A 21,043-nucleotide genomic window follows, 5' to 3' on the forward strand; every position below is an offset into this window, starting at 1 on the left:
CGGCGTCCGGCCACATGGGCCGAAACGAGGGCGTCAGCGGCGGCGGAACTGCTGGCCGCGCTGGGGCGGACGCGGACCGGACGCGCGCTCGTCCTTGTGACGGAACACGAGGCGACCTTTCTCGAGATCGTAGGGAGACATCTCGACGGTGACGCGGTCGCCGGCCAGGGTCTTGATGCGGTTCTTCTTCATCTTGCCCGCCGTGTAGGCCACGATCTCGTGTCCCTGGTCGAGCTGTACGCGGTACCGCGCGTCCGGGAGGATCTCGATCACGAGACCGTCGAACTGCATCAATTCTTCTTTCGCCATGCACCCTGTCTCCGGCCGGAACGCCATCACGGGGCGCGTCGGCTACCTCAAGTCGATCATTGTCGAGCAAAACGCCGTGCCGTGCGGGTCCGATCCGTGGAGGCGCAACCGGGTCGAGCGATCCGCTGATCTAATATTCGTGCATCCTGCGCGCAACCATGCACAGGGGATGCGCAACGACTTATCGACCGTGAAGCGGCAAAACCGACGGCCAATGCGCATCAGGCCGGCGTCTTAGGGCGCAACCACGTTGCCGGCATAGTCGATGCGGCCGTCCGGCGTCCTGCGCCAGACGACGAGACCGAAGGGCGGCTTCGCGAGATCGCCCCTGGTGTCGAAAGCAACCTCGCCGATCAGCGTGCGCAGGGGCTTGCCGGAATGGAGGCTGTCGGCGACGCGGCGTGCCTCCGTCGATTTCGCCGCTTCGATCCCGCCCTTCAGCACCTCGACGGCCGCGTAGGTGCGAGCCGCGAACGCCTCGGCCTCCGGCGATCGGAGCGGGGCCGCCTTGCGGTCCTTGCTGTCGGGGAGCTTTCGAGGCTCCGCCGCGAGCGTCATCACCGTGTTCTCGGCACCGAGACCGGCCAGCCTCTCGAAATCCTTGTCGAGGATGCCGTCGCTGCCGACGAACTGGCCGGTAAAGCCGGCATCTCCCAGCGCCCGCACGAGCAGTGCCGCCTCGGTGGCGAGGCCGCCGAAATAGACCGCGTCGATCCTCAAGGCTCTCATCCGTGCCACGAGGCCGGAAAAATCCTTGTCGCCCCGGGTGATGCCCTCGAACAACGCCTCTCGCCCTCCGCGCTCCTTCAGTGCGCGGGCGGCTTCGTCCGCGAGGCCGCGGCCGAAGCTGGTCTTGTCGTTGATCAGGGCGACGGGCTTGCCGGGAAATCGCTCCGCCAGCCAGGCTCCGGCAAGCTGCCCCTGCTGCGCATCGTTGCCGCAGAACCGAAACAGGTTCCAGGCGCCGCGCGCCGTCAGCGGGGCCCAGGTCGCCCCCGGCGTCACGGTGAGGATGCCGGCCTCTTCGTAGATCGGCAGCGCGGCTGCACTGGCGCCGGAATTCAGATGGCCGACCACGAGCGTCACGCCATCCGCGGCGAATTTGCTCGCGACGGCCATGCCCTGTTTTGGATCGCCGGCATCGTCCTGGACGACCAGCTGCAGCTTCTGTCCGCTGACGCCGCCCGCCCGGTTGATGTCGGCGACGGCCTGTTCGGCCCCAGCCTGCATCCCCTGGCCGAAACCGGCATCCGGCCCGGTCAGCGGCGCCGCGAGACCGATCTTCAGGGGTGGGGGTGCCGCGAGCACGAAGGGCGTCGACAGCAGAAGGCCCAAGGCCGCGAGCGCAAGAGGCCGCTTCGTCATCGTCCGGCCTCCCGATCGGCCTGCACTGATCTTGGCATCGTGATAGCGCCTGCCTGCTGAGCCCGGAAGCATCGTTCGTTGCCGCATTGCGAAACGTCGCCGGCCGCCTACCTCAACGGGATGTGTCGCTGCATCGCGGATCGGTGCCCGACGGAGGGAACACCCGAACGATGCTCGCGACCGACCAGACCATCCTTCGCGAGGCCGAGACGTGGCGGCGCGCCGGGCGCAGCGTCGCCCTAGCCACCGTGATCGAGACCTGGGGCTCGGCCCCGCGCCCCGTCGGTAGCCATCTCGTGATCGAGCGCGACGGCAACTTTCTGGGCTCGGTCTCGGGCGGCTGCGTCGAGGGCGACGTCATCGCCGAGAGCCTCGACGTGATCGAGGACGGTCGTGCGCGCGTCCTCGAATTCGGCGTCGCCGACGAGACCGCTTGGCGGGCCGGGCTCTCCTGCGGCGGGCGCATCCGCGTCTACGTCGAGCGGATCGACTGAGTTTTTGCGATGAAGCTCGACAACCTCGCCGCCCTCAACGCCGAGCGTGACGCCCGCCGCCCCGCGATCCTCGTCACCGATACCGCGGATGGTAGTCAGCGCCTCGTCCGCGAGGCCGAATTCGCCGCCGACCCCCTGGCGGAGGTGTTTCGCGAGCGTCTGCTGAGCGGCAACAGCGGGCTCGTCGAAATCGACGGCCGTTCGCTTTTCCTCACGGTGCAGGTGCCGCCGGTGCGCCTCCTGGTGATCGGCGCGGTCCACATCTCGCAGGCGCTCTGCCCGATGGCAGAGGCGCTCGAACTCGATGTGACCGTGATCGACCCCCGCACCGCCTTCGCCACGCCCGAGCGGTTCCCCGACGTAGCGTTGCTGGCGGAATGGCCCGACGACGCCTTCGCACGGATCGGCACGCTCGACCGCTACACGGCGCTGGCCGCACTGACGCACGACCCCAAGATCGACGACCCGTCGCTGATCGCGGCACTGAACGCGGACTGCTTCTATGTCGGCGCGCTGGGCTCCCGGAAGTCGCATGCGAGGCGGCTCGAACGCCTGGGGGAGGCGGGGTTGAGCCCCGAAGCCACCGCGCGCATCCACGGCCCGATCGGCCTCGACATCGGGGCGATCACGCCCGCAGAGATCGCCGTCTCCATCCTTGCCGAGGTGGTGGCGACGTTGCGCCGCGACCGCATCAAGGGCCGAACCGCCGGCAAGCCGGCGGATTGCCTGCGCCACGATCTCGATGCCTGAGCCGCGCATCGGCGCGGTGATCCTCGCCGCCGGCCGCGGCACCCGCTTCGGGCCGGAGCCCAAGCTGCTGGCGATGCTCCACGGTGAGCCGTTGATCAGACATGTGGCGAGGGCGGCTCTGGCCTCCTCGGCGAGGCCCGTGGTCGTCGTGCTCGGCGCGCATTCGGATGCCGTCGGCGCGGCGCTCGCCGGGCTCGACCTGCGCCTCGTCGACAACCCGGATTCCGCAGTCGGACTTTCGACGTCGCTGCGCGCGGGCCTCGCGGCGATGCCGGACGCGATCGACGCCGTCGTGGTCCTTCTCGGCGACATGCCGCGGATCACCGCCGCGCATCTCGACGGGCTCATCGCGGTCTATCGGGCTGCCGAGCCACGTCCGAGCGCCGTCGTTCCGGTGACCGGCGGCCGGCGCGGCAATCCCGTTCTGCTCGACCTCGACAAGCTCAAAGAAGTACTCGAGAATCTCAGCGGGGATACGGGCGCCGGGCCGCTGCTCGCTGGCCGCGGCGACGTCATCGAGGTGGAAATGGACGATGCGGTGGCCTTCGACGTCGACACGCCTGCAGCTCTCGCAGGCGGATAGATCGCTCTCCGTCATTGCGAGCATAGCGAAGCAATCCAGGGCAGCATCTTCAACGTTGGGGAATGCGGCCCTGGATTGCTTCGCTGCGCTCGCAATGACGGAGTATCGGCCTAAACGTCGGTATCAATTCACCCTTTGGTCCGCCTGGCATCCCCCCGGCAGCGATCCGAGCAGTAGCGAACCTCCTCCCACACCCGCTCCCACTTCTTCCGCCATGCGAACGGCCGCCCGCATTGCGCACAGATCTTTTGGGGCAGGTCGGCCTTGCTCCGCATCCGGGCCATCGCTCAGCGCCCGACCTTGCCGGCTTCGGAGAGCGGGATCGGGCTCCAGCGGTCGAGTTGCACGTAGCCGTCGCGGGCAGCGATGATCGTGTGGCGGCGGTAGCGATGGACGATCGCGCCGGGCGTGTGACGATGCGCCTCGGTCCACCCCTCGGCTGAGGCGACGTAGACGCGGGCATCGCCGAGCCGGGCGATGGTCTCGATGGCGCCGAAGGCCCGGACGCGGCGGAGCACGTCCGCGACGTCCTGGCGGAAATCGAGGGTGCGGTCGGCATCCGTCACCCGCGGCCAATAGGAGCCGTCGCCCTGCGGCTCGGGGCTGCGCCAGCGGCCGGCGATATCCTTCGCGATCGGCCCCGAAGCCAGCCGCTGCGCGGCCATGCGGCATTTGCTCAGCAGAGTCTCGTGGGTCTCGGTGGGATCGACCGAAAAGATGTCCTGGGCGAGGATGTCGCCGCTGTCGAACCCGTCTTCGGCCAGCACGTGGGCGGTGACGCCCCAGCTCTCGTAGGATTCGTCGATCGCCTTGAAGAGCGGATATGGCCCGCGCCCCGTCGGGAGGGGCGAGGGGTGGAAGTTAACGGCATGGCGCAGCCGGCCCTGCCAGCCCGTCACCCGCCAGGGATAGCCGGCGACGACCAACGCCCAGTCGCGGCCATGGGCCTGATGGAGCGCGCCGATGTCCTCGGGCTTCAGCCGCGAGAGCTGGATCGGGATGCGCCGTGCGCGCGCCTGGGCGACCACGGCCTCGTTGAAATCGTAGATGCCGTCGCAGGGCCGCGTGAACAGCTTGATCGGCTCCCAGCCGGCCTCGACCAGCCCGTCGAACACGCTTCCAAGGAAGTCGATACCGGCAAACGCGAACTTCATCTGGGTTCCTGTCGTGCCGGCTGCGACGTTACGTGCCCGGGATCGTACCGACCGGGCAGCTCCCCCGCGAAACGCTCCGCCTTAGCTAGTCGGCTGGGACGCGTGTTGGAGTCCCGCATGGAGCAGTAGCGATGGAACGGGTCGTCATCTACGGCGGAACCGGCGGCATCGGCCTCGCCACGGCCCGTCGGTTGCGGGAACGCGGACATCCGCTCCACCTCGTCGCCCGCGATCCCGCACGGCTCGAAACGGCGGCGGCGAAACTCGGCGAGACCGGCTTCACCGCAGGCGACGTCACCGACCCGGACCTGTTCGCGCGGGTCGCTGAAGAAGCCGGCGATCGGCTCGGCGGCCTCGTCTACGCGGTCGGCACCATCAACCTCGCGCCGCTGCCGAAGGTCACGGCCGAAACGACGATCGACGATTTCCGTATCAACGCGCTCGGGGCCTTCCTCGCCGTCCAATCCGCGGTGCGGGCGCTGAAGGCCGGGGCCGGCGAGGCCGGCGCGGGCGTCGTGCTGTTCTCCACCGTTGCAGTCGCACAGGGCTTTGCCCATCACGCCTCGGTTGCCATGGCGAAGGGCGCGGTCGAAGGGCTCGCCCTCTCGCTCGCGGCGGAGCTGGCGCCGAAGATCCGCGTCAACGTGGTCGCCCCCTCGCTGACGCGAACCCCACTGGCGGAGGGCATCACCCGCAACGAGACGCTCGCCACCGGCATCGCCGCGATGCACGCCCTGCAGCGTCTCGGGACGGCGGAGGACGTCGCGGCGCTGGCGAGCTTCCTCGTGAGCACGGAGGCCGCCTACATCACCGGACAGATCATCGGCGTCGACGGCGGCCGCTCGCGGCTGCGCACCAAGGGCTGAGCCGGGTGAGGACGCTGCGCTTCGTGCTGGGCGACCAGCTTCATCGCCGAATCTCGTCGCTCACCGATCTCGATCCCGACACCGACGTCGTCCTCATGGTCGAGGTGCGCGACGAGGCGACCTATGTCCGCCACCACCAGCAGAAGATCGTTTTTCTGTTCTCGGCCATGCGGCACTTCGCGGCCGAACTGGAGGCCGAGGGCGTCGCGGTCGACTACGTGCGGCTCGACGACGCGAAGAACACCGGCTCGTTCACCGGCGAGCTGAAGCGCGCGGTCGAACGGCACGCCTGCGAAAAGATCGTCGTGACCGAGCCCGGCGAGTGGCGCGTCTGGGAGATGATGCAGGACTGGCGCGAGGATCTGGCGCCGCCCGTCGAGATCCGCGATGACAACCGCTTCCTGTGCTCGCGCGCCGCCTTCGAGGCCTGGGCCGGCGACCGGAAGGCTTTGCGGATGGAGACCTTCTACCGCGAGATGCGCCGCCGCACCGGCTGGCTCATGGACGGACAGGAGCCGGAGGGCGGGCAGTGGAACTACGATTCCGAGAACCGCAAGCGCCTGCCGAAGGACCTCGATCCGCCGGAGCGCAGCGGTTTCCCGCCGGATGCGATCACGCTGGACTGCATCGCCCTGGTCGCGAAAAATTTCGGCGACCATTTCGGTACGCTCGAAGGGTTCCGTTGGCCGGTGACGCGCAAGGATGCGCTATCGGCGCTCCGGCACTTCATTGCGGCCTGCCTTCCCACCTTCGGCGACTACCAGGATGCGATGCGCCAGGGCGCGCCGTTCCTCTACCACGCGCTGATCTCGCCGCCGCTCAATGCCGGGCTGCTGACCGCCGAGGAGGTCTGCCGGGCGGCCGAGCGCGCGTTTCGCGATGGCAAAGCGCCCCTGCATTGCGTGGAGGGTTTCATCCGCCAGATTCTCGGTTGGCGGGAATACGTGCGCGGCCTCTACTGGACCCGGATGCCGGGTTACGCCGAGTCCAACGCCCTCGGGGCCGGGCGCGACCTGCCCTGGTTCTACTGGTCGGCCGAGACCCGGATGAACTGCCTGCACCAGTGCATCTCGGAGACGCGCGACCACGCCTACGCCCACCACATCCAGCGCCTGATGGTGCTCGGCAACTTCGCGCTGCTCGCGGGAATCGAACCGCGGCAGGTCGAGGAATGGTATCTGATCGTCTTCGCCGACGCCTACGAATGGGTCGAACTACCCAACGTGCATGGCATGGTGCTGTGGGCCGACGGTGGCGTGATGGGCTCGAAGCCCTATGCGGCTTCGGGCGCCTATATCGACCGTATGTCGGATTATTGCGGCTCCTGCGCCTACGACGTGAAAGCCAAGGCCGGCGAAAAGGCCTGCCCGTTCAACTACCTCTATTGGGATTTCCTGATCCGCAACGCCGACCGCCTCGACAAGAACCCGCGCATGGCGATGCCCTATCGGACGCTCGGTCGCATGAGCGAGGAGCGCCGCGCCGGAGTCACCGCGGATGCGGAACGGTTCCTCGCCGCCTTGACGTCCACTCCGAACGGCACCGACGTGGTCAGAGTGGAACCCAGCCCGCCACGGCGAGGTAAGGGCCAAGCCGCCGCGTCTCGCTCTCGTAGGAGCAGCCGGCCGACAGGCGAAACCTGAAGGCGCCGAAGCCGAAATCGGTGGCGTGCAGGCCGAGGTTGAAGCGGCCGTAGCCGGTGCGGTCGGCATAGGCCGCGGCTTCCGGTCCGAGATAGGCGCCGAACAGCCGATAACCCGCCGAGACGCGGCCATAGGCGTCCCAGCGTGCCGAGCCCAGGACGACGGTGACCGTAGTCAGCGTGTTCTCGCTCGGCCGAGCCCAGAGTTCGCCCTGGAGCCGTGCGCCGAAGCGTGTCTCGGCGACACCGAAGCCCCCGTTCCCCGTCAGGGTCTCGACCGATGCCTCCGGCCCCGCGAACAGGCCGAGCACGCCCCAATCGAAGAAGAACTGATAACCGCCGAGCAGGGCCGCGAGCCCTGTGATGCGCACCAGCGTCGGGAGCGTCCCGTTCACCAAAGCCGGCGCCTGCTCACGCCGCGCGCCTGCGCCGACCATTCCGAGGATCGCAAAGCCCTCGCGGTCGACGCGCTCGGGCGCAGCCTTGAAGCCGCCGCCGGCGAAGACCGAAGTCCCCGTATCCATGCTCCCGAACAGGACCGTGCTGACGGCGTCATCCTTGGCAAAAGCGGGCGACGCAAGACAGCAAAGGCTCGACGCGCCGATGCCGGCAAGACAGCGGGTCATCCCTCTCGTTAGATCGCTCGCCACGCGGACATTGCTCCCGACGGAACGTTAGTCGATCTAATTCGGAACGGCAGATAAAGCCGATACTTTTGTTGTCGGTCTCGGCCTAGTATAGTGGATTGCTGTAAATATGGCACATATCGAACGGAGACAAAACCCTAGATTACTGAAGAAATTGAATTAGCAACCCAAAGACTTGTCCCGTGTGAGATCGGGTTCTGCAGTGATCCAGGAGTCGCGACCGAAGCGATCGTATCTGTCATCGATAGCATGCTCCCCCGCCATCCCAGCTTCGCCTTCATGGACTCGGAATAACGGCTTGGTTGTCGCAAGCCGAAATGATCGGCGTCCTGGTTGCACGTCGCAAACCCGCGTTCCGGCCCCTGCGGCCCAGGCCCGTTCGCTTGGCGGAATCGTCGGGGTAGGCTAGAGCCCCGCCGGAAACGCAAAGCTCAGGGCCGAGCCCTCTTGTCCTCCGGCGCACGAACCTCCGACGTCCTGACTGTGCTCGCGAGCCAGGAGGGGGAACGGCTCTCGGTCGGCGACATCGTTGCCGTATTGCAGGACCGTGCCTTCGCGTTGCTCGTGGTCCTGCTCGGGCTCCCCAATTGCCTGCCGATGCCGCCGCCGATCCCGCTGGTCTGCGGCCTGCTGCTGCTGCTCGTCGCGGTGCAGATCACGGCCGGCATGGCGGCGCCCTGGCTTCCGAGAAGGATCCTCAATGCCTCGATCGCGCGTGCGACCGTCGAGAAGGCGGTGACGCGTGCCGTGCCGCTGCTGCGCCGGTTGGAGCGCTGGTCTCAGCCGCGCATGAGCGTGTTCGACACGGCGCTCGGCATGCGGGGCATGGGGGTGACGCTGCTTGCCCTGTCACTCGCGCTGATCGTGGCACCGCCGTTCTTCGGGCAGATCCCGTTGGGGCTTGCGATCTCGCTGATCGGCCTCGGACTGGTGGAGCGGGACGGGATCGTGGTGTTGATCGGGCTGGTCTTCGGCGGCATCGGCGTCGGCATCTCGATCGGCTTCGTCTACACCCTGTTCGCGAGCATCATGAGCGCGTTGGCCTGGGCGTCCGGCTACATTCCAGGGCTCGCCCACCTGATGAACTGAACGCGATGCATCTCGAGCACCTGCCCGACGAGCCGGCCGCCCCGACGATCGACTTCGACGCCTTCCTGGCCGTCGATATCCGCATCGGCACCGTGGTCGCGGCGGAGCCGTTTCCCGAGGCGCGGAATCCGGCCTTCAAGCTCACCATCGATTTCGGGCCTGCGATCGGCCGAAAGCGCTCCAGCGCGCAGATCACCGACCACTACCCGCTTGAGGATCTCGTCGGGCGGCAGGTCGCGGCGGTGATGAACTTTCCGCCCCGACAGATCGGCAAGTTCATGTCCGAAGTGCTGACCGTGGGCTTTGCCGACGCGGCCGGTGCCGTCGTCCTGTTCCGGCCCGACAGGACGGTCCCGGACGGAAGCCGGCTGTTCTGATCAGGCTTCGAGATGCCGCCGGCGGACGAGGCGCTGGAGCATGCCACCCCGCGGTCCGACGAGCATCGAGAGGATGTAGAGCGCGCCCGCTGCGAGCACGATCGCCGGCCCGGTCGGAAGCCGGATTTCCGCGTTGTAGGAGACAGTCAGCCCGATCGCGCTCGCGAGTACCGAGACCAGCATCGAGACCGGGATCAACCCCGAGAGGTCGCTCGCCCAGAACCGCGCGGTAATGGCCGGCAGCAGCATCAGGCCCACTGCGAGCAGCGTGCCGAGGGCCTGGAAGCCGCCGACGAGGTTCATCACCACGAGGGCGAGGAAAGCGTAGTGGACCGGCCCTCCGGCCCGGCTGACGGTGCGGAGGTAGAGCGGGTCGACGCACTCCATCACCAGGGGGCGGTAGAGCAGGGCGAGGGCGACGAGCGTCACCGTGGAGACGCCGCCCATCAGCCAGAGGGCCGGGTCGTCCAGCGCCAGCACGCTGCCGAACAGGATGTGCAGGAGGTCGACCTGCGATCCCCGCAACGAGACCAGGAACACGCCGCCGGCCAGCGCGATCAGGTAGAAGGCGGCGAGGCTCGCATCCTCCTTCAGCATGGTCGAGCGGGTCACGAATCCGGCGAGCAGCGCCACTGCGAGGCCGGCGACGAGGCCGCCCAGGGTCATGGCCGGCAGTGACAATCCGGCGACGAGGAAGCCGGCGGCCGCACCCGGCAGGATGGCATGGCTCATGGCCTCGCTCATCAGGCTCATGCGGCGCAGCATCAGGAATACGCCGAGGGGCGGCGCTGAGAGCGACAACGCCAGACACCCGACGAGGGCGCGGCGCATGAAGCCGAATTCGTAGGGGCCGACGAGGCCGGTGACGAGGGCGTCGATCACTCCGCCGCCTCGCGGTTCACGCGATGCTGCCCCGGATGATGATGGTCATGATGGTCGCCATGCGCGGCGTGATCGTGATGGCCGTGGTCGTCGTGATCGCGCCGGCAGATCGCGGCGGTTTCGTCCCAGGCCTCGGACAGGTGGCGCGCGCGCTCGAGATTGTGCGGCGTCAGCACGGCCGCGGTCGGCCCCCAGGCGATCGGCTCACGGGCGAGCAGCAGCGTCGTCGAGAAGTGCGCGCGCACCTGCGCGAGGTCGTGCAACGCCGCAATTACGGTTCGGCCCTGGCCGTGCCAACCGCGGATCAGAGCCAGAAGGTCGCCGACGGTGCGGGCGTCGATGCCGGTGAAAGGCTCGTCGAGCAGGATCACCGAAGCATCCTGCACGATCAGGCGAGCGAACAGCGCGCGCTGGAACTGCCCGCCCGAAAGCGTGCCGATCGGCCGCCCCTCGAAACCCGAGAGCCCGACGGCCGCGAGCGCCGCCTCACACGTGGCTCGACCGCGATACAGGCTGCTCCAGGCGCCGAGGCGCCGCCACAGGCCCATGGCGACGAGGTCGAGCACGGAGAGCGGAAAGTCTCGGTCGATCTCGGCGGCCTGCGGCAGGTAGGCGATGGCGCCGTCCGATGTGCCGCGCTCGATCCGACCGCCGAGTACCCGGACCTCGCCGACGAGCCCTTTCAGCAGGGTCGACTTGCCCGCGCCGTTGGGGCCGACCAGCGCGAGGAGATCGCCCGGCGCGATAGTGCCGTCGAGATGGTGGATCGCCGGATGCCGGTCGTAGCCGAGCGTCAGGCCACGGATACGGATGCCGCCGCTCATGCGCCCGCCCAAAAAATCGCGGCCCAGAGCACCGCCGAGAGCGCGAACGCCGCAACCAGCCGCACGCCGATCCCGGCGCGGAACAGCGAACCGGCTGAATCGCGGACGGTCTCGGCGGACGGGCGGTCGGGGCGACGGGTCATGGGCATCCCGGTCGAAGACCGTCCGGCTGGAATGGGTGTGGGCGGTGTCGCGGGAGGCCCGGTCGTCGTTGCCGGAACGGGGCCGAGCGCCTACTCTCAGGTGCGGCTGATACACTGTAACAGTGCCGGGTTTCAATTGGCCGGAGGAGGCGAAGGATCGCCAGCATGCACGACCACGCCGCCGAGCATTCGGGTTCCGCCTGCGGGCATGCCGACCACGAGAGCGTGCTCGACCGGGCCGAGCGTCTTTGTCGCGAGCGCGACCTCCAGTTCACGCGCCTGCGCCGCGACGTGCTCGGCGCTGTCGCCGGCCAGGCCAGGCCCATGGGCGCCTACGACATCGCCGAGCGTTTGAGCGGTTCTGGCAAGCGCGTCGCCGCCGTCTCGGTCTATCGCGCCCTCGATTTTTTGACCGAACACGGCCTCGTCCACCGCATCGCCAGCCGTAACGCCTTCGTCTCCTGCGGCCACGACCACGGGGAGCGCGACGGCCTGCTCTTCCTGATTTGCCGGAGTTGCGGTGGCATCGACGAAATGACCTCGCCGGCGATCGAGAGCCAGCTCGGCCGTGCCGTGGCGGAGGCGGGTTTCACGCCGACGAGCCGGATCATCGAAGTCGAGGGCGAGTGCGGCGCCTGCCGGGAGCGGGGTGGTCCGCCGGGGCATTGAGGGGCGCTCCGGTCTTCGATCCGCCATCGTCGCGATCGGGGACATGGATTGCTTCGCTGCGCCCGCAGCGATGGAAGTGGGCTGCCGAGATCTCCGACCTTAACCCTCCCGTCCTATGATCACAGGATCCTTGCCCTCGGACGGCTCTTGTCCCGCCCGCTCGGACCGCAGTTCGCGCTCGGCCATCAGCCAGAACGAGATCTCACAGCCCTCGGGGCGGTGGTTGCGATCCCAGAGCTCGTAGGCGCGGGCACGAATGTCGGCGTAGGAGATGGGCGGCTCGGAGGGCATGGTGTCGCTCGTGAAGCTGGGCAGACGGGTCAGCAGGTGGCGGCGAGGCCCGTGCCGTTCACCACCGACATGGTGACGCGGTCGGCGCCGAGTTCGTGAGGGTCGATGCCGAGCAGCACCGCGATCTGCTCGCGCGCCCGCCAGACCCTGCTCTTCACCGTGCCGATCTTGCAGGCCATCACCACGGCGGCCTCCTCATAGGACAAGTTCTCGATGGCGACGAGCACGAGCGCCTGACGCATGACCTCGGGAAGCTTGGCCAGAGCGATCGCCATGTCCTGCAGGTCGAGGCGGCCGGGCTGCTCGGGGATCGAGACCAGCCTGCTGGCCTCGTCTCCGGGGCTCATCGGCGTCTCGCGCATGCTCTTGCGGTAGTCCGAGTAGAAGACGTTGCGCATGATCGTGAACAGCCAGGCGCCGAGATTGGTATCGGCGGCGAAACGGGCGCGGCTACGCCACGCCTTGAGCATCGTGTCCTGCACGAGATCGTCGGCGCGCGCGGCATCCTTCGTCAGCGAGATCGCGAACCGGCGCAGGTTCGGCACGAGGGACAGGAACTCGTCGTGGAAGGCGCGCGCGTCGCGCTCCTTCTGTGCGGAGAGGGCCGCGCGTAGCTGCGTGAGCAGCCCGGCGAAGCGGTCGGTGGCCGAGTCCATGTCGGCGGGGCCGTAGGTCTGGTCGAGGACCGATGCGAGGTGCCGGCCGATCGCAGCCGGGAATACCGATGGTGGGATCGCTGCGGCTTCCCCGTCCATGCCACCGGCTGGAAACGGATCGAGCGAAACGGTCATCGGCCTGGATCCTATGGGGCTGAACGACGGAAGCCCGACGCGGCATCCGGAGGATGCTGGCTTCCGGCCACGCGTTCTTCCCCGCCAGTGATCGCGGCAGGCGCGTGCGATCAGGGATCGTAGGTGTAGAATCGGCCGAGAAAAGACGCGTGCGCGGAACGGTCCGTAAACGTACGGTTGGTTCGAGGCTCGGCCGTTCGCTGCGATGCGGACCCGATTCTGGTAAGGCCGCGCGATCGTCCGTCGAGGTGTCAGGGTTCATGCTGCTGGAAAATCGCCGCTCCGTCGAACCGGTGGACAGCAGGCCACCGGCGCAACCTCCGCAATCTGCTGTGCGCAACCGCCTCCTGCGCGCCCTTCCCCCGGAGGATTTCGAGCGTCTCGCGCCGTCCCTCGCGCCGGTCACGCTGTCCCTACGCCAGATCTTGATCACGGCCCACGAACCGATCACCCAGGCCTACTTCATCGAGTCGGGGCTGATCTCACTGGTCGCCGATACCGCCAACACCGCCGGCGGCCGGGTCGAGATCGGCATCGTTGGCAAGGAGGGCATGACCGGACTGCCGCTGGTTCTGGGCAGCGACCGCTCACCGCACGTGGCGTTGGTCCAGGCCGAGGGGCGGGCGCTCGCCGTCCCGGCAGAGGCCCTGCTCCCCGCGCTCGACGCCAGCCCGGTGCTGCGCGGCGTGCTCGGCCGCTACGTCCAGAGTCTGATCGTTCAGGTCGGGCAGACGGTTTACGCCAATGCCGACCTCAACATCGAGGCGCGGCTCGCCCGTTGGATCGTGATGACCCAGGATCGGCTCGGACGGGACGAATTGCCGCTCACCCACGAGTTCCTGTCGCTCATGCTCGGCGTGCGCCGGCCCGGCGTCACGACGGCCACGCATGGGCTGGAGGGTCTGGGGCTGATCCAGGCCCGCCGCGGCCGGATCACCGTCCTCGACCGCGAAGGACTGCTGGAACGGGCCGGCGATGCCTACGGATTGGCCGAGGCCGAGTACGAGCGGCTTCTGAAGCTGGCGTGACGCCGGTGCCTCACGCCGCGGTCCGGCGCGACCACGGCGCCGTCGAGAAGGCCTGTGCCAGGAAGTCGATCACTGCCGTGACACGGGCGGGACGCGGGTCGCCCGGCGGGGTCACGAGGTGGAGCGCGATCGGGGGGAGGGACCAACCCGTCAGCGTGCGTTCGAGGCGTCCGGTCTGCAGGTCGTCCCAGATCATGAAATCGGGCTGCACCGCGAGGCCGAGACCGGCCCGCAGGGCGGGGGCAAGGGCATCGGCGTTGTTGGCACGCAGAGGCCCGGCCGGGGTGATGGCGGCCTCGGTGGCATCCGGTCCGGTGAAGCGCCAGCGGTCGGGCGTCGGCAGGTAGGCGTAGCCGAGGCAGGCATGGGCGGCGAGGTCGCGCGGATGGTTCGGTCGGCCATGCCGGTCGAGATAGCCCGGCGTGGCTACGAGCGAGCGATTCACTTCACAGAGCCGTCGGGCCCGCAACGACGAATCGGCGAGCGCTGCGATGCGCAGGCCGATATCGAAACCGCCGCCGACGAGATCGACAAGCGCGTCGCTCAAATGCAGATCGACCGAGATTTCGGGGTATTGAGTTAGTAGCTCCGGCAGCAGCGGCGCCACGTGGAGCACACCGAACGACATCGGCGCTGCGAGCCGCACCAGCCCGCGCGGTACCGCGGTCGCGGCTTTGGCCTCCGTCTCGGCCGCCTCGCCCTCGGCGAGGATGCGGGCGGCCCCGTCCCTGGCCGCATGCCCGGCCTCGGTGAGCGCCAGACGGCGCGAGGTACGGTTGAACAACCGCGCGCCGATCCGCGCCTCAAGCCGCGCCAGCGCTTTCGAGACGGTGCCTTTCGAGAGGCCGAGTTCCTCCGCAGCCCGACTGATCGAGCCGGCCTCGGCCACCTTGGCGAAGATCGCCCAAGCTTCGAAATCGGGGAGCTTCATAAGTCACTATTAGAAACGATGCGTTTCCACCGTTTCTGTTTTCAGGCACCTAATCAAGCCCCAGATTGTCTCCATCGAAGACGGCCTGGCGCCCTGTGGGGCGCTCGCCAGGAGACATCACCATGTCCGAGCACGGCATCCATCACGTCACCGCCTATGCGGGTACGGCCCAGCGCAACCTCGATTTCTACACGGAGGTCCTCGGCCTGCGGCTCGTGAAGAAGACCGTCAATTTCGACGATCCCGGCACCTATCACCTGTATTACGGCGACGAGACCGGGCAGCCCGGCACGATCCTGACCTTCTTTCCGTTCGACCATGCCGCACCCGGTCGGGTCGGTGTCGGCGAGACGAGCGAGACGGCGTTCCGTGTGCCCCGTGCCGCGATCGGCTGGTGGACGCATCGCCTCATCGAGAAGGGCGTGACGCACGACGCCCTTATGCAGGCCTTCGGCGAGCCGGTGCTGCGCTTTCGCGATCCCGACGGGATGATGCTGGCGTTAGTCGGTGCGGATGGCGACGGCGCAGCCTGGACCGGCGGCGACGTGCCGGCGGAATACGCGATCCGCGGCTTCCACGGCGTCACGCTGCTGCTCGGCAAAGGCGATGCGACCGCGGCGATCCTCACCGACGTCCTTGGATTTTCGGAGAGCGGCCGTGAGGGGACGAGCATTCGCTTCGCCAGCAGCGCGGGCCTCGGCGGCTTCGTGACCCTTCGGGCGGTGGGCGAGTTCCTGCCCGGGCGGCCGGGCGCGGGGTCCGTTCATCACATCGCCTTCCGGGCGGCGGACGACGCCGCGCAGGCGGCGATGGTGGCGAAGCTCACCGGGAAGCACGGGCTCGCCGTCACCGAGCAACGCGACCGGCAGTACTTCCGCTCGGTGTACTTCCGCGAGCCCGGCGGCGTGCTGTTCGAGATCGCCACCGACATCCCCGGCTTCGCCGTCGACGAGCCGGTCGAAGCGCTCGGGAGCGCCCTCAAGCTGCCGGCGTTCCTCGAACCGCAGCGTGCGCGGATCGAAGGGGCGCTTCCGAAGGTCGCCTGACGAATAGCCCCGTCCCGTCTTTCGGGGCGGGGCACCACCAGCCTTTCCAAGAGGTCGCCATGACGACTCCCAAAACCCTGTCCTTCGTTCACCGCTTCGAGTCGGGCACGGATCCGGCGCAGCCGCCGCTGCTCCTCCTGCACGGTACCGGCGGCGACGAATCCGACCTGCTCCCGCTCGGCCGGTCGCTGGCGCCCGGTGCGTCCCTGCTCTCGCCCCGCGGCCCCGTGCTGGAGAACGGCATGCCGCGCTTCTTCCGGCGGCTGGCGGAGGGCGTGTTCGACGAGGCCGATCTGCGCCGCCGCGCGGGAGATCTCGCCGACTTCATCGCCGAGGCGCGCGCGGCCTACGGCATCGCTGCGCCCGTGGCGCTCGGCTTCTCGAACGGCGCGAACATCGCTGCCGCGATGCTGCTGCTTCGGCCGGAGGCACTGGCCGGCGCGGTGCTGCTGCGTCCGATGGTGCCGCTCTCGGACGTGCCTGCAGCCGATCTCGCCGGTACGCCGGTCCTGATTCTCTCCGGTTCGGCCGATCCGATCGTGCCGGAGGAGAACGCCCGTCGGCTTGCGGATCAGCTCGGCCGGGCCGGTGCCGAGGTCGAGCATGCGGTCCTGCCGGCCGGCCACGGCCTCACCAAGGATGACATCGTGCGCGTGGAGGGCTGGCTGCGGAGACGCCAGCCCGGCGATCAGAACGCGTTCTTGTAGGCGCGCGGCGAGATCACGGTCTGGACCATGATCTTGAGGTCGAGCCAGATCGACCAGTTGTCGATGTAGTGCAGGTCGGCCTGCACGCGCTTCTCCATGTCGGCGTCGGTCAGGGTCTCGCCGCGGAACCCGTTGACCTGTGCCCAGCCGGTGATGCCGGGCTTCACGTTGTGGCGGCGGGCATAGAGCGCGATGCGGCGCTCGAAGCTGCGGTCGTGGGCAAGCGCATGCGGACGCGGGCCGACGAGGGACATCTCGCCGGTGATCACGTTGAGGAGCTGCGGCAGCTCGTCGATGTTGGTCCTGCGCAGCACGGCTCCGACGCGGGTGATGCGGCTGTCGACGCGGCTCGCCTGCTTGAAGACGGCGTTCGTCTCGGTCTTCATGCTGCGGAACTTGAAGACGCCGAAGGCCTGCTGGTTGAAGCCGTAGCGGCGCTGCCGGAAGAACACCGGCCCGGGGCTGTCGAGTTTGATCAGCACGCCCACCGCGGCGAGCAGGGGCGCGAGCAGGATCAGAGCGATCAGTGCCAGCGTCACGTCGAGGCAGCGCTTCATCATCACCTCGGCCACCGTCAGTGGGCGGCGGCCGATGTTCAGCCCGTTGAGGCGTCCGACGCGGGTGATCTGCAGGTCGGGGAAACGGTCGAGCATGCCGCCGGGGCGCAGGTGGAGGGCGGCCGGTACGCGCAGGAAGGCATCGATGCAGCGCTCGACGTCCCGGGTCTCGGCCCAGGGCACCAGCACGAAGACGTCGTCGGGCCGCAGGAAGCGCACGACGGAGACGGCGAGTTCGAGGTCCTCGGAGAGCAGGGCCTGACGGCTGTCGGCGTCCGCCTGCGGCTCGGGGCGGCGCAGATAGCTCGTGCCGATCACGCGCAGTCCGAGTTCGTCGGCATCATTGTTCTCGTAGAAGCGGGCGATGTCCTCCTCGTAGCCGACGAGGTGGATGCGGCTGACGGAGGCCGAGGCGGGGGTGACGCTGCGGCGCACCAGCCAGACCATGGACCCGCGGACCGCGAGCATGGCCGGAAGGCCGGCGAAGAAGAACACCAGCGCGACGACGCGGGAGAAATCGTTCGTGGTCTTCGTCGCGAAGCCGATGACCAGTGCGGCGGCCCAGGCCATCAGCCAGAGCGTCGCCGTCCGCTTCAAGTGCTGGCGTTGCGCCAGGTAGTTCTCGATGCTGTATTCCTCGCGGACGAGGTTGGTCAGCAGCACCGTGCCGCCGACGAGGCCCGACAGCTGCAGGCTCAGGCTGGCCTTGAGCGGCAGCAGCTCTCCCGTGAGTCCGTAGTAGTAGCCGCCTTCGATGCAGAGGCCGACGAGCGCAATCGCCAGCAGGTCGGCGGTCGCCAGCGCCGCCGAGATCGCGAAGCGGAACGCCGCCCGGCCGCGGCGCGGCATGAGCGCCGTCCAGACGGCGCGGTTGCGCTCGCCCGCTTTGGGAAGGCTGCGGAAAGGTCCGGTGAGGCGGTCCTGGTACATGTCGCTCGCGTTGTTTCGCGGTGAACCGGGAAAGTGTCCTGAAACGAGACAGTTACGGTCTCGATCCGCGGACTTGGCCGGTTCAGAGCAATCTCCGAGCCCGCGCGGGGCTGATCGCTTGTCAGAGGGAGGCCCGCGACCCGGGCTCCGTTACGCACACAACGCGAAAACGCCAGTCATCGACGAGACGGCCCGAAATCCCATTCGGGCGCTCATCGACTGGTTGAAAACCGCTCGTTAGGTTAACGCAGGTTGAGGAGGCGCGGCGAGTCGAACTGTCGGCTGTGCCTACCCGCAAAATACGTAGAGCATCCGGGTTTTGCGATCGGCGCTTCCCGGTCCGTTCGATATCGTGTGGATGACGACCTTCCCGATGCTTGCCACGGGCACTGAGATCCCGGCGCCGAATACCCAAGCATGGCTGCCGCCCGCCGGGGCGGCTTCGAGAGCGGCGGTCTCTCCGTTAGGTTGCGGGGAACCGAGACTGTGAAAGCGGCGAACCGCGAGACCGATGGCAGCCGAGACTGAACGATCCATGCCGCTCCCCGTACAGGCCGGAGGCGGCAAGGCACAGCTTTCGGCCGCAGCGCCGACTTACGCGGTGCTCATGGGCCTTTCGCTCTCGCACCTCCTCAACGACACCATCCAGTCGCTGTTGCCGGCGATCTACCCGCTGCTGAAGGCGAGCTTCGCCCTCGATTTCGGGCAGATCGGCCTGATCCAGATGGTGTTTCAGGTCACCGCGTCGGTGCTTCAGCCGGTGGTGGGCCTCTACACCGACCGTCGCCCGCTGCCGTTCTCGCTGGCCGCCGGGATGCTGGTGTCCCTGGCGGGGCTGGTCCTGCTGTCGCTGGCGCCAGCCTATGGCGTACTGCTGATCGCAGCCGGCCTAGTCGGGCTCGGCTCCGCGATCTTCCATCCGGAGGCGAGCCGGGTGGCGCGCTTGGCGTCCGGCGGCCGCTACGGGCTGGCGCAATCGGTCTTCCAGGTCGGCGGCAACACCGGCACCGCGCTGGGGCCGCTGCTCGCCGCCTTCATCGTGGTGCCGAATGGTCAAGGTAGCGTGGCCTGGTTCTCGTTGGCCGCGCTCGCGGGAATGCTCGTGCTGACCGGCGTCGGGCGGTGGTACGCGGAGCGCCTGCGGAGGGCGCCGCGCATGGGCCGGAAGGCAGCGGTGACGTCCGGTGCGGGGCTGAGCCGCGCCCGCATCGTCGTGACGGTCGCGATCCTGCTGGCGCTGATCTTCTCCAAATACTTCTACATGGCGAGCCTGTCGTCCTACTACACGTTCTACTTGATCCACCGCTTTGGTCTCGGGATCGCGCAGTCGCAGGTCTACCTGTTCGTGTTCCTGTTCTCCGTGGCTGCCGGCACCATCCTCGGCGGCCCGATCGGCGATCGGTTCGGGCGCAAGCCGGTGATCTGGGGCTCGATCCTGGGCGTGCTGCCCTTCACCCTGGCGCTTCCCTACGCCAACCTGTTCTGGACGGTGGCGCTGACGGTGCCGATCGGGCTGATCCTGGCGTCGGCGATGCCGGCTATTTTGGTCTATGCGCAGGAATTGCTGCCGGGCCGGATCGGCCTCGTCGGCGGCCTGTTCTTCGGCTTCGCCTTCGGCATGGGCGGCCTCGGTGCGGCTCTGCTCGGCGAACTCGCCGACCACACCAGCATCGAGTACGTCTACTCGCTCTGTGCCTACCTGCCGTTGATCGGCCTGTCGGCGGCCTTCCTGCCGCGGAACCGGGCGGCGTGAAGCTGCCCGGTAGGCGGATGTTTTATTCAGCCGCTTCCGACTTCGCCTGATTCCGCGACGAGGCCGATCCCTCGATCGCTTCGAAACCCTCGAATTGCGGGTGGCCGAGATAGAGCGGCTTTGTGCCGGGAACGCGCCCATGCGCCTTCCGGAACTGCTCGGAACGCGTCCAGGCCTCGAAATCGGCCTTCGACCGCCAGACGGTGTGCGAGGCGTAGAGGACGTGATCCTCCGCCTCGGGGCCGCGAAGTAGGTGGAACTCGACGAAGCCGGCCATCTCGCCCAGGTGGCTATCGCGCCCGAGCCAGACCTGCTCGAAGTCCTCCGTGGCTTCCTTGACGACCTTGAAGCGATTCATCGCGATGAACATGCGTTTCCTTTAGGTTTAGTCTGTCTTTTTGGATGCCATCAGAGGCTGCGTAGTTAAACCATGCGGTAGAAGCATTCCAAGAAAGCTCGCCTGCCCCTTGTAGCCATGCACAGAACGAGGGGCGAGAACCAGATTCTCGTGCTCTTATACATTATTCGAGGGTTGCAATCGGGATGCACTTTATGGTGAAGCTGCTGCTGCGACAATCGTTCGCAGCACGCCTCGATTCCCATCGTCGGTTCGGACTCTCGTGTTCATCCGGGACGAGAGAGTTTGGACATGACTGTCTCCGGATCGCGGTGTGACAAATAGCGGTCGGTACAGCCTGGCCGCCGGATAGCGCCCCTGGCGCGCTCGTGCGTATTCGAAGGTCCTCGGGATGGCGCACGACCTTTTGGCAGGACCGGTATACGATGATGCCTAAGCAGACTACCGACGTCGACCGTCTCGTGGGATTGCGGATCACGGCGTTGCGGAAGGCGCGCGGATTGAGCCAGACGGCGCTCGGCACCGCCGTCGGCGTGACCTTCCAGCAGGTCCAGAAATACGAGAAGGGCCAGAACCGCGTCGGCGCCGGTCGTCTCAGCGAGATCGCCCGCCTCCTGGAAGTTCCGGTGGCCGCGTTCTTCGCGGACAACGAGGCCAGCGATATCGGCGAGGCCAAATCGCCCGACGTGTTCGGCTTTCTCTCGGCCCACGGCGCCATCGAGATCCTGCGCGCCTATGCCTCGATCGATGACGACGATCTCCGCCGCGATCTTCTCGCCATCGTGCGGACTGCCGCTCGCATGGACAAGAAGAAGGGCGGATCGGCCGCGTCCGCCCTGGATTGAACGGTCGCTCGG

General features: G+C 67.9%; 26 protein-coding genes. 13 read left to right on the forward strand and 13 right to left on the reverse strand.

Annotation, left to right across the window (positions count from 1 at the left end; translation table 11 throughout):
• Positions 1-33: 33 nt before the first annotated feature.
• The gene (gene infA, locus MHA02_RS18950) at positions 34-309 is read right to left on the reverse strand and encodes a translation initiation factor IF-1 (protein WP_147081632.1); all 276 of its coding nucleotides are present in this window, start codon (positions 307-309) and stop codon (positions 34-36) included.
• A gap of 234 nt (positions 310-543) precedes the next feature.
• Positions 544-1,674: a branched-chain amino acid ABC transporter substrate-binding protein gene (locus tag MHA02_RS18955; RefSeq protein WP_147081634.1), complete on the reverse strand. Its 1,131-nt coding sequence runs from the start codon at positions 1,672-1,674 to the stop codon at positions 544-546.
• Between the two features lie 170 nt (positions 1,675-1,844).
• Here MHA02_RS18955 and MHA02_RS18960 point away from each other — a divergent pair, with 170 nt between their 5' ends.
• Genes MHA02_RS18960 through MHA02_RS18970 form a run of 3 tightly spaced genes read left to right on the forward strand, consistent with a single transcriptional unit; the run spans position 1,845 to position 3,501 of the window.
• Positions 1,845-2,168 carry an XdhC family protein gene (locus MHA02_RS18960; RefSeq protein WP_147081636.1) on the forward strand — a complete coding sequence of 108 codons (324 nt, stop codon included), beginning with the start codon at positions 1,845-1,847 and terminating at the stop codon, positions 2,166-2,168.
• 9 nt (positions 2,169-2,177) lie between these two features.
• Complete coding sequence (locus MHA02_RS18965) at positions 2,178-2,918, forward strand: XdhC family protein (RefSeq protein ID WP_147081638.1); 741 nt, start codon at positions 2,178-2,180, stop codon at positions 2,916-2,918.
• Positions 2,905-3,501, forward strand: a complete 597-nt coding sequence (locus MHA02_RS18970; RefSeq protein WP_147081698.1) for a nucleotidyltransferase family protein — start codon at positions 2,905-2,907, stop codon at positions 3,499-3,501. Before MHA02_RS18965 ends, MHA02_RS18970 begins: the two co-directional genes overlap by 14 nt.
• Positions 3,502-3,629: 128 nt before the next feature.
• Here MHA02_RS18970 and MHA02_RS18975 read toward each other — a convergent pair whose 3' ends face one another.
• Both MHA02_RS18975 and MHA02_RS18980 read right to left on the reverse strand, forming a co-directional pair.
• Positions 3,630-3,785 carry a DUF2256 domain-containing protein gene (locus tag MHA02_RS18975; RefSeq protein ID WP_174804689.1) on the reverse strand — a complete coding sequence of 52 codons (156 nt, stop codon included), beginning with the start codon at positions 3,783-3,785 and terminating at the stop codon, positions 3,630-3,632.
• Positions 3,786-3,788: 3 nt separating this feature from the next.
• Positions 3,789-4,655, reverse strand: a complete 867-nt coding sequence (locus MHA02_RS18980) for a formyltransferase family protein (RefSeq protein WP_147081642.1) — start codon at positions 4,653-4,655, stop codon at positions 3,789-3,791.
• 131 nt (positions 4,656-4,786) lie between these two features.
• Here MHA02_RS18980 and MHA02_RS18985 point away from each other — a divergent pair, with 131 nt between their 5' ends.
• Both MHA02_RS18985 and MHA02_RS18990 read left to right on the forward strand, forming a co-directional pair.
• The gene (locus tag MHA02_RS18985) at positions 4,787-5,521 is read left to right on the forward strand and encodes an SDR family NAD(P)-dependent oxidoreductase (RefSeq protein WP_147081644.1); all 735 of its coding nucleotides are present in this window, start codon (positions 4,787-4,789) and stop codon (positions 5,519-5,521) included.
• Between the two features lie 5 nt (positions 5,522-5,526).
• Positions 5,527-7,164: a cryptochrome/photolyase family protein gene (locus tag MHA02_RS18990; RefSeq protein WP_147081646.1), complete on the forward strand. Its 1,638-nt coding sequence runs from the start codon at positions 5,527-5,529 to the stop codon at positions 7,162-7,164.
• On the opposite strand, the gene bcsS is transcribed toward MHA02_RS18990, so the two are convergent.
• Positions 7,073-7,789: a cellulose biosynthesis protein BcsS gene (bcsS, locus tag MHA02_RS18995; protein ID WP_147081648.1), complete on the reverse strand. Its 717-nt coding sequence runs from the start codon at positions 7,787-7,789 to the stop codon at positions 7,073-7,075. The genes MHA02_RS18990 and bcsS overlap by 92 nt on opposite strands.
• A 468-nt stretch (positions 7,790-8,257) precedes the next feature.
• Between bcsS and MHA02_RS19000 the strand changes: the two genes are divergently transcribed.
• Both MHA02_RS19000 and MHA02_RS19005 read left to right on the forward strand, forming a co-directional pair.
• Positions 8,258-8,899, forward strand: coding sequence for an exopolysaccharide biosynthesis protein (locus MHA02_RS19000; RefSeq protein ID WP_373318354.1), 642 nt, complete (start codon positions 8,258-8,260; stop codon positions 8,897-8,899).
• 5 nt (positions 8,900-8,904) lie between these two features.
• Positions 8,905-9,276, forward strand: coding sequence for a tRNA-binding protein (locus tag MHA02_RS19005; protein WP_147081650.1), 372 nt, complete (start codon positions 8,905-8,907; stop codon positions 9,274-9,276).
• Here MHA02_RS19005 and MHA02_RS19010 read toward each other — a convergent pair whose 3' ends face one another.
• The 3 genes from MHA02_RS19010 to MHA02_RS22285 are packed head-to-tail and all read right to left on the reverse strand — an operon-like array spanning position 9,277 to position 11,125.
• The gene (locus tag MHA02_RS19010; protein ID WP_147081702.1) at positions 9,277-10,107 is read right to left on the reverse strand and encodes a metal ABC transporter permease; all 831 of its coding nucleotides are present in this window, start codon (positions 10,105-10,107) and stop codon (positions 9,277-9,279) included. It abuts the gene before it with no gap.
• 47 nt (positions 10,108-10,154) lie between these two features.
• Positions 10,155-10,982: a metal ABC transporter ATP-binding protein gene (locus MHA02_RS19015; protein WP_147081652.1), complete on the reverse strand. Its 828-nt coding sequence runs from the start codon at positions 10,980-10,982 to the stop codon at positions 10,155-10,157.
• Positions 10,979-11,125 carry a hypothetical protein gene (locus MHA02_RS22285; RefSeq protein WP_170249349.1) on the reverse strand — a complete coding sequence of 49 codons (147 nt, stop codon included), beginning with the start codon at positions 11,123-11,125 and terminating at the stop codon, positions 10,979-10,981. Before MHA02_RS22285 ends, MHA02_RS19015 begins: the two co-directional genes overlap by 4 nt.
• A 165-nt stretch (positions 11,126-11,290) precedes the next feature.
• Here MHA02_RS22285 and MHA02_RS19020 point away from each other — a divergent pair, with 165 nt between their 5' ends.
• On the forward strand, positions 11,291-11,794 hold the full coding sequence (locus MHA02_RS19020) for a Fur family transcriptional regulator (RefSeq protein WP_147081654.1): 504 nt from the start codon (positions 11,291-11,293) through the stop codon (positions 11,792-11,794).
• A 99-nt stretch (positions 11,795-11,893) separates the two neighbouring features.
• On the opposite strand, the gene MHA02_RS19025 is transcribed toward MHA02_RS19020, so the two are convergent.
• Both MHA02_RS19025 and MHA02_RS19030 read right to left on the reverse strand, forming a co-directional pair.
• Positions 11,894-12,085, reverse strand: a complete 192-nt coding sequence (locus MHA02_RS19025; RefSeq protein WP_147081656.1) for a DUF2934 domain-containing protein — start codon at positions 12,083-12,085, stop codon at positions 11,894-11,896.
• A gap of 29 nt (positions 12,086-12,114) precedes the next feature.
• The gene (locus MHA02_RS19030; RefSeq protein ID WP_373318356.1) at positions 12,115-12,840 is read right to left on the reverse strand and encodes a sigma-70 family RNA polymerase sigma factor; all 726 of its coding nucleotides are present in this window, start codon (positions 12,838-12,840) and stop codon (positions 12,115-12,117) included.
• A gap of 296 nt (positions 12,841-13,136) precedes the next feature.
• On the opposite strand from MHA02_RS19030, the gene MHA02_RS19035 reads away from it, so the two are divergent.
• On the forward strand, positions 13,137-13,904 hold the full coding sequence (locus tag MHA02_RS19035; RefSeq protein ID WP_147081660.1) for a Crp/Fnr family transcriptional regulator: 768 nt from the start codon (positions 13,137-13,139) through the stop codon (positions 13,902-13,904).
• Between the two features lie 10 nt (positions 13,905-13,914).
• On the opposite strand, the gene MHA02_RS19040 is transcribed toward MHA02_RS19035, so the two are convergent.
• Positions 13,915-14,835, reverse strand: coding sequence for a LysR family transcriptional regulator (locus MHA02_RS19040; RefSeq protein ID WP_147081663.1), 921 nt, complete (start codon positions 14,833-14,835; stop codon positions 13,915-13,917).
• Positions 14,836-14,957: 122 nt separating this feature from the next.
• Here MHA02_RS19040 and MHA02_RS19045 point away from each other — a divergent pair, with 122 nt between their 5' ends.
• Both MHA02_RS19045 and MHA02_RS19050 read left to right on the forward strand, forming a co-directional pair.
• Positions 14,958-15,881 (forward strand): VOC family protein, encoded by a 924-nt coding sequence (locus tag MHA02_RS19045; RefSeq protein WP_147081665.1) that lies wholly within the window; start codon positions 14,958-14,960, stop codon positions 15,879-15,881.
• A gap of 59 nt (positions 15,882-15,940) precedes the next feature.
• Positions 15,941-16,588 carry an alpha/beta hydrolase gene (locus tag MHA02_RS19050; RefSeq protein WP_147081667.1) on the forward strand — a complete coding sequence of 216 codons (648 nt, stop codon included), beginning with the start codon at positions 15,941-15,943 and terminating at the stop codon, positions 16,586-16,588.
• Here the strand turns inward: MHA02_RS19050 and MHA02_RS19055 are convergent.
• Positions 16,570-18,075: an exopolysaccharide biosynthesis polyprenyl glycosylphosphotransferase gene (locus MHA02_RS19055; protein WP_147081670.1), complete on the reverse strand. Its 1,506-nt coding sequence runs from the start codon at positions 18,073-18,075 to the stop codon at positions 16,570-16,572. The genes MHA02_RS19050 and MHA02_RS19055 overlap by 19 nt on opposite strands.
• Positions 18,076-18,610: 535 nt before the next feature.
• Between MHA02_RS19055 and MHA02_RS19060 the strand changes: the two genes are divergently transcribed.
• Positions 18,611-19,828 (forward strand): MFS transporter, encoded by a 1,218-nt coding sequence (locus MHA02_RS19060; protein WP_170249350.1) that lies wholly within the window; start codon positions 18,611-18,613, stop codon positions 19,826-19,828.
• 22 nt (positions 19,829-19,850) lie between these two features.
• On the opposite strand, the gene hmuQ is transcribed toward MHA02_RS19060, so the two are convergent.
• Positions 19,851-20,198, reverse strand: a complete 348-nt coding sequence (gene hmuQ / locus MHA02_RS19065) for a heme-degrading protein HmuQ (RefSeq protein ID WP_147081674.1) — start codon at positions 20,196-20,198, stop codon at positions 19,851-19,853.
• A 413-nt stretch (positions 20,199-20,611) separates the two neighbouring features.
• On the opposite strand from hmuQ, the gene MHA02_RS19070 reads away from it, so the two are divergent.
• Complete coding sequence (locus MHA02_RS19070) at positions 20,612-21,031, forward strand: helix-turn-helix domain-containing protein (RefSeq protein WP_147081676.1); 420 nt, start codon at positions 20,612-20,614, stop codon at positions 21,029-21,031.
• Positions 21,032-21,043: the final 12 nt, after the last annotated feature.

It is taken from the genome of Methylobacterium haplocladii (assembly GCF_007992175.1).
Taxonomy (GTDB): Bacteria; Pseudomonadota; Alphaproteobacteria; order Rhizobiales; family Beijerinckiaceae; genus Methylobacterium; species Methylobacterium haplocladii.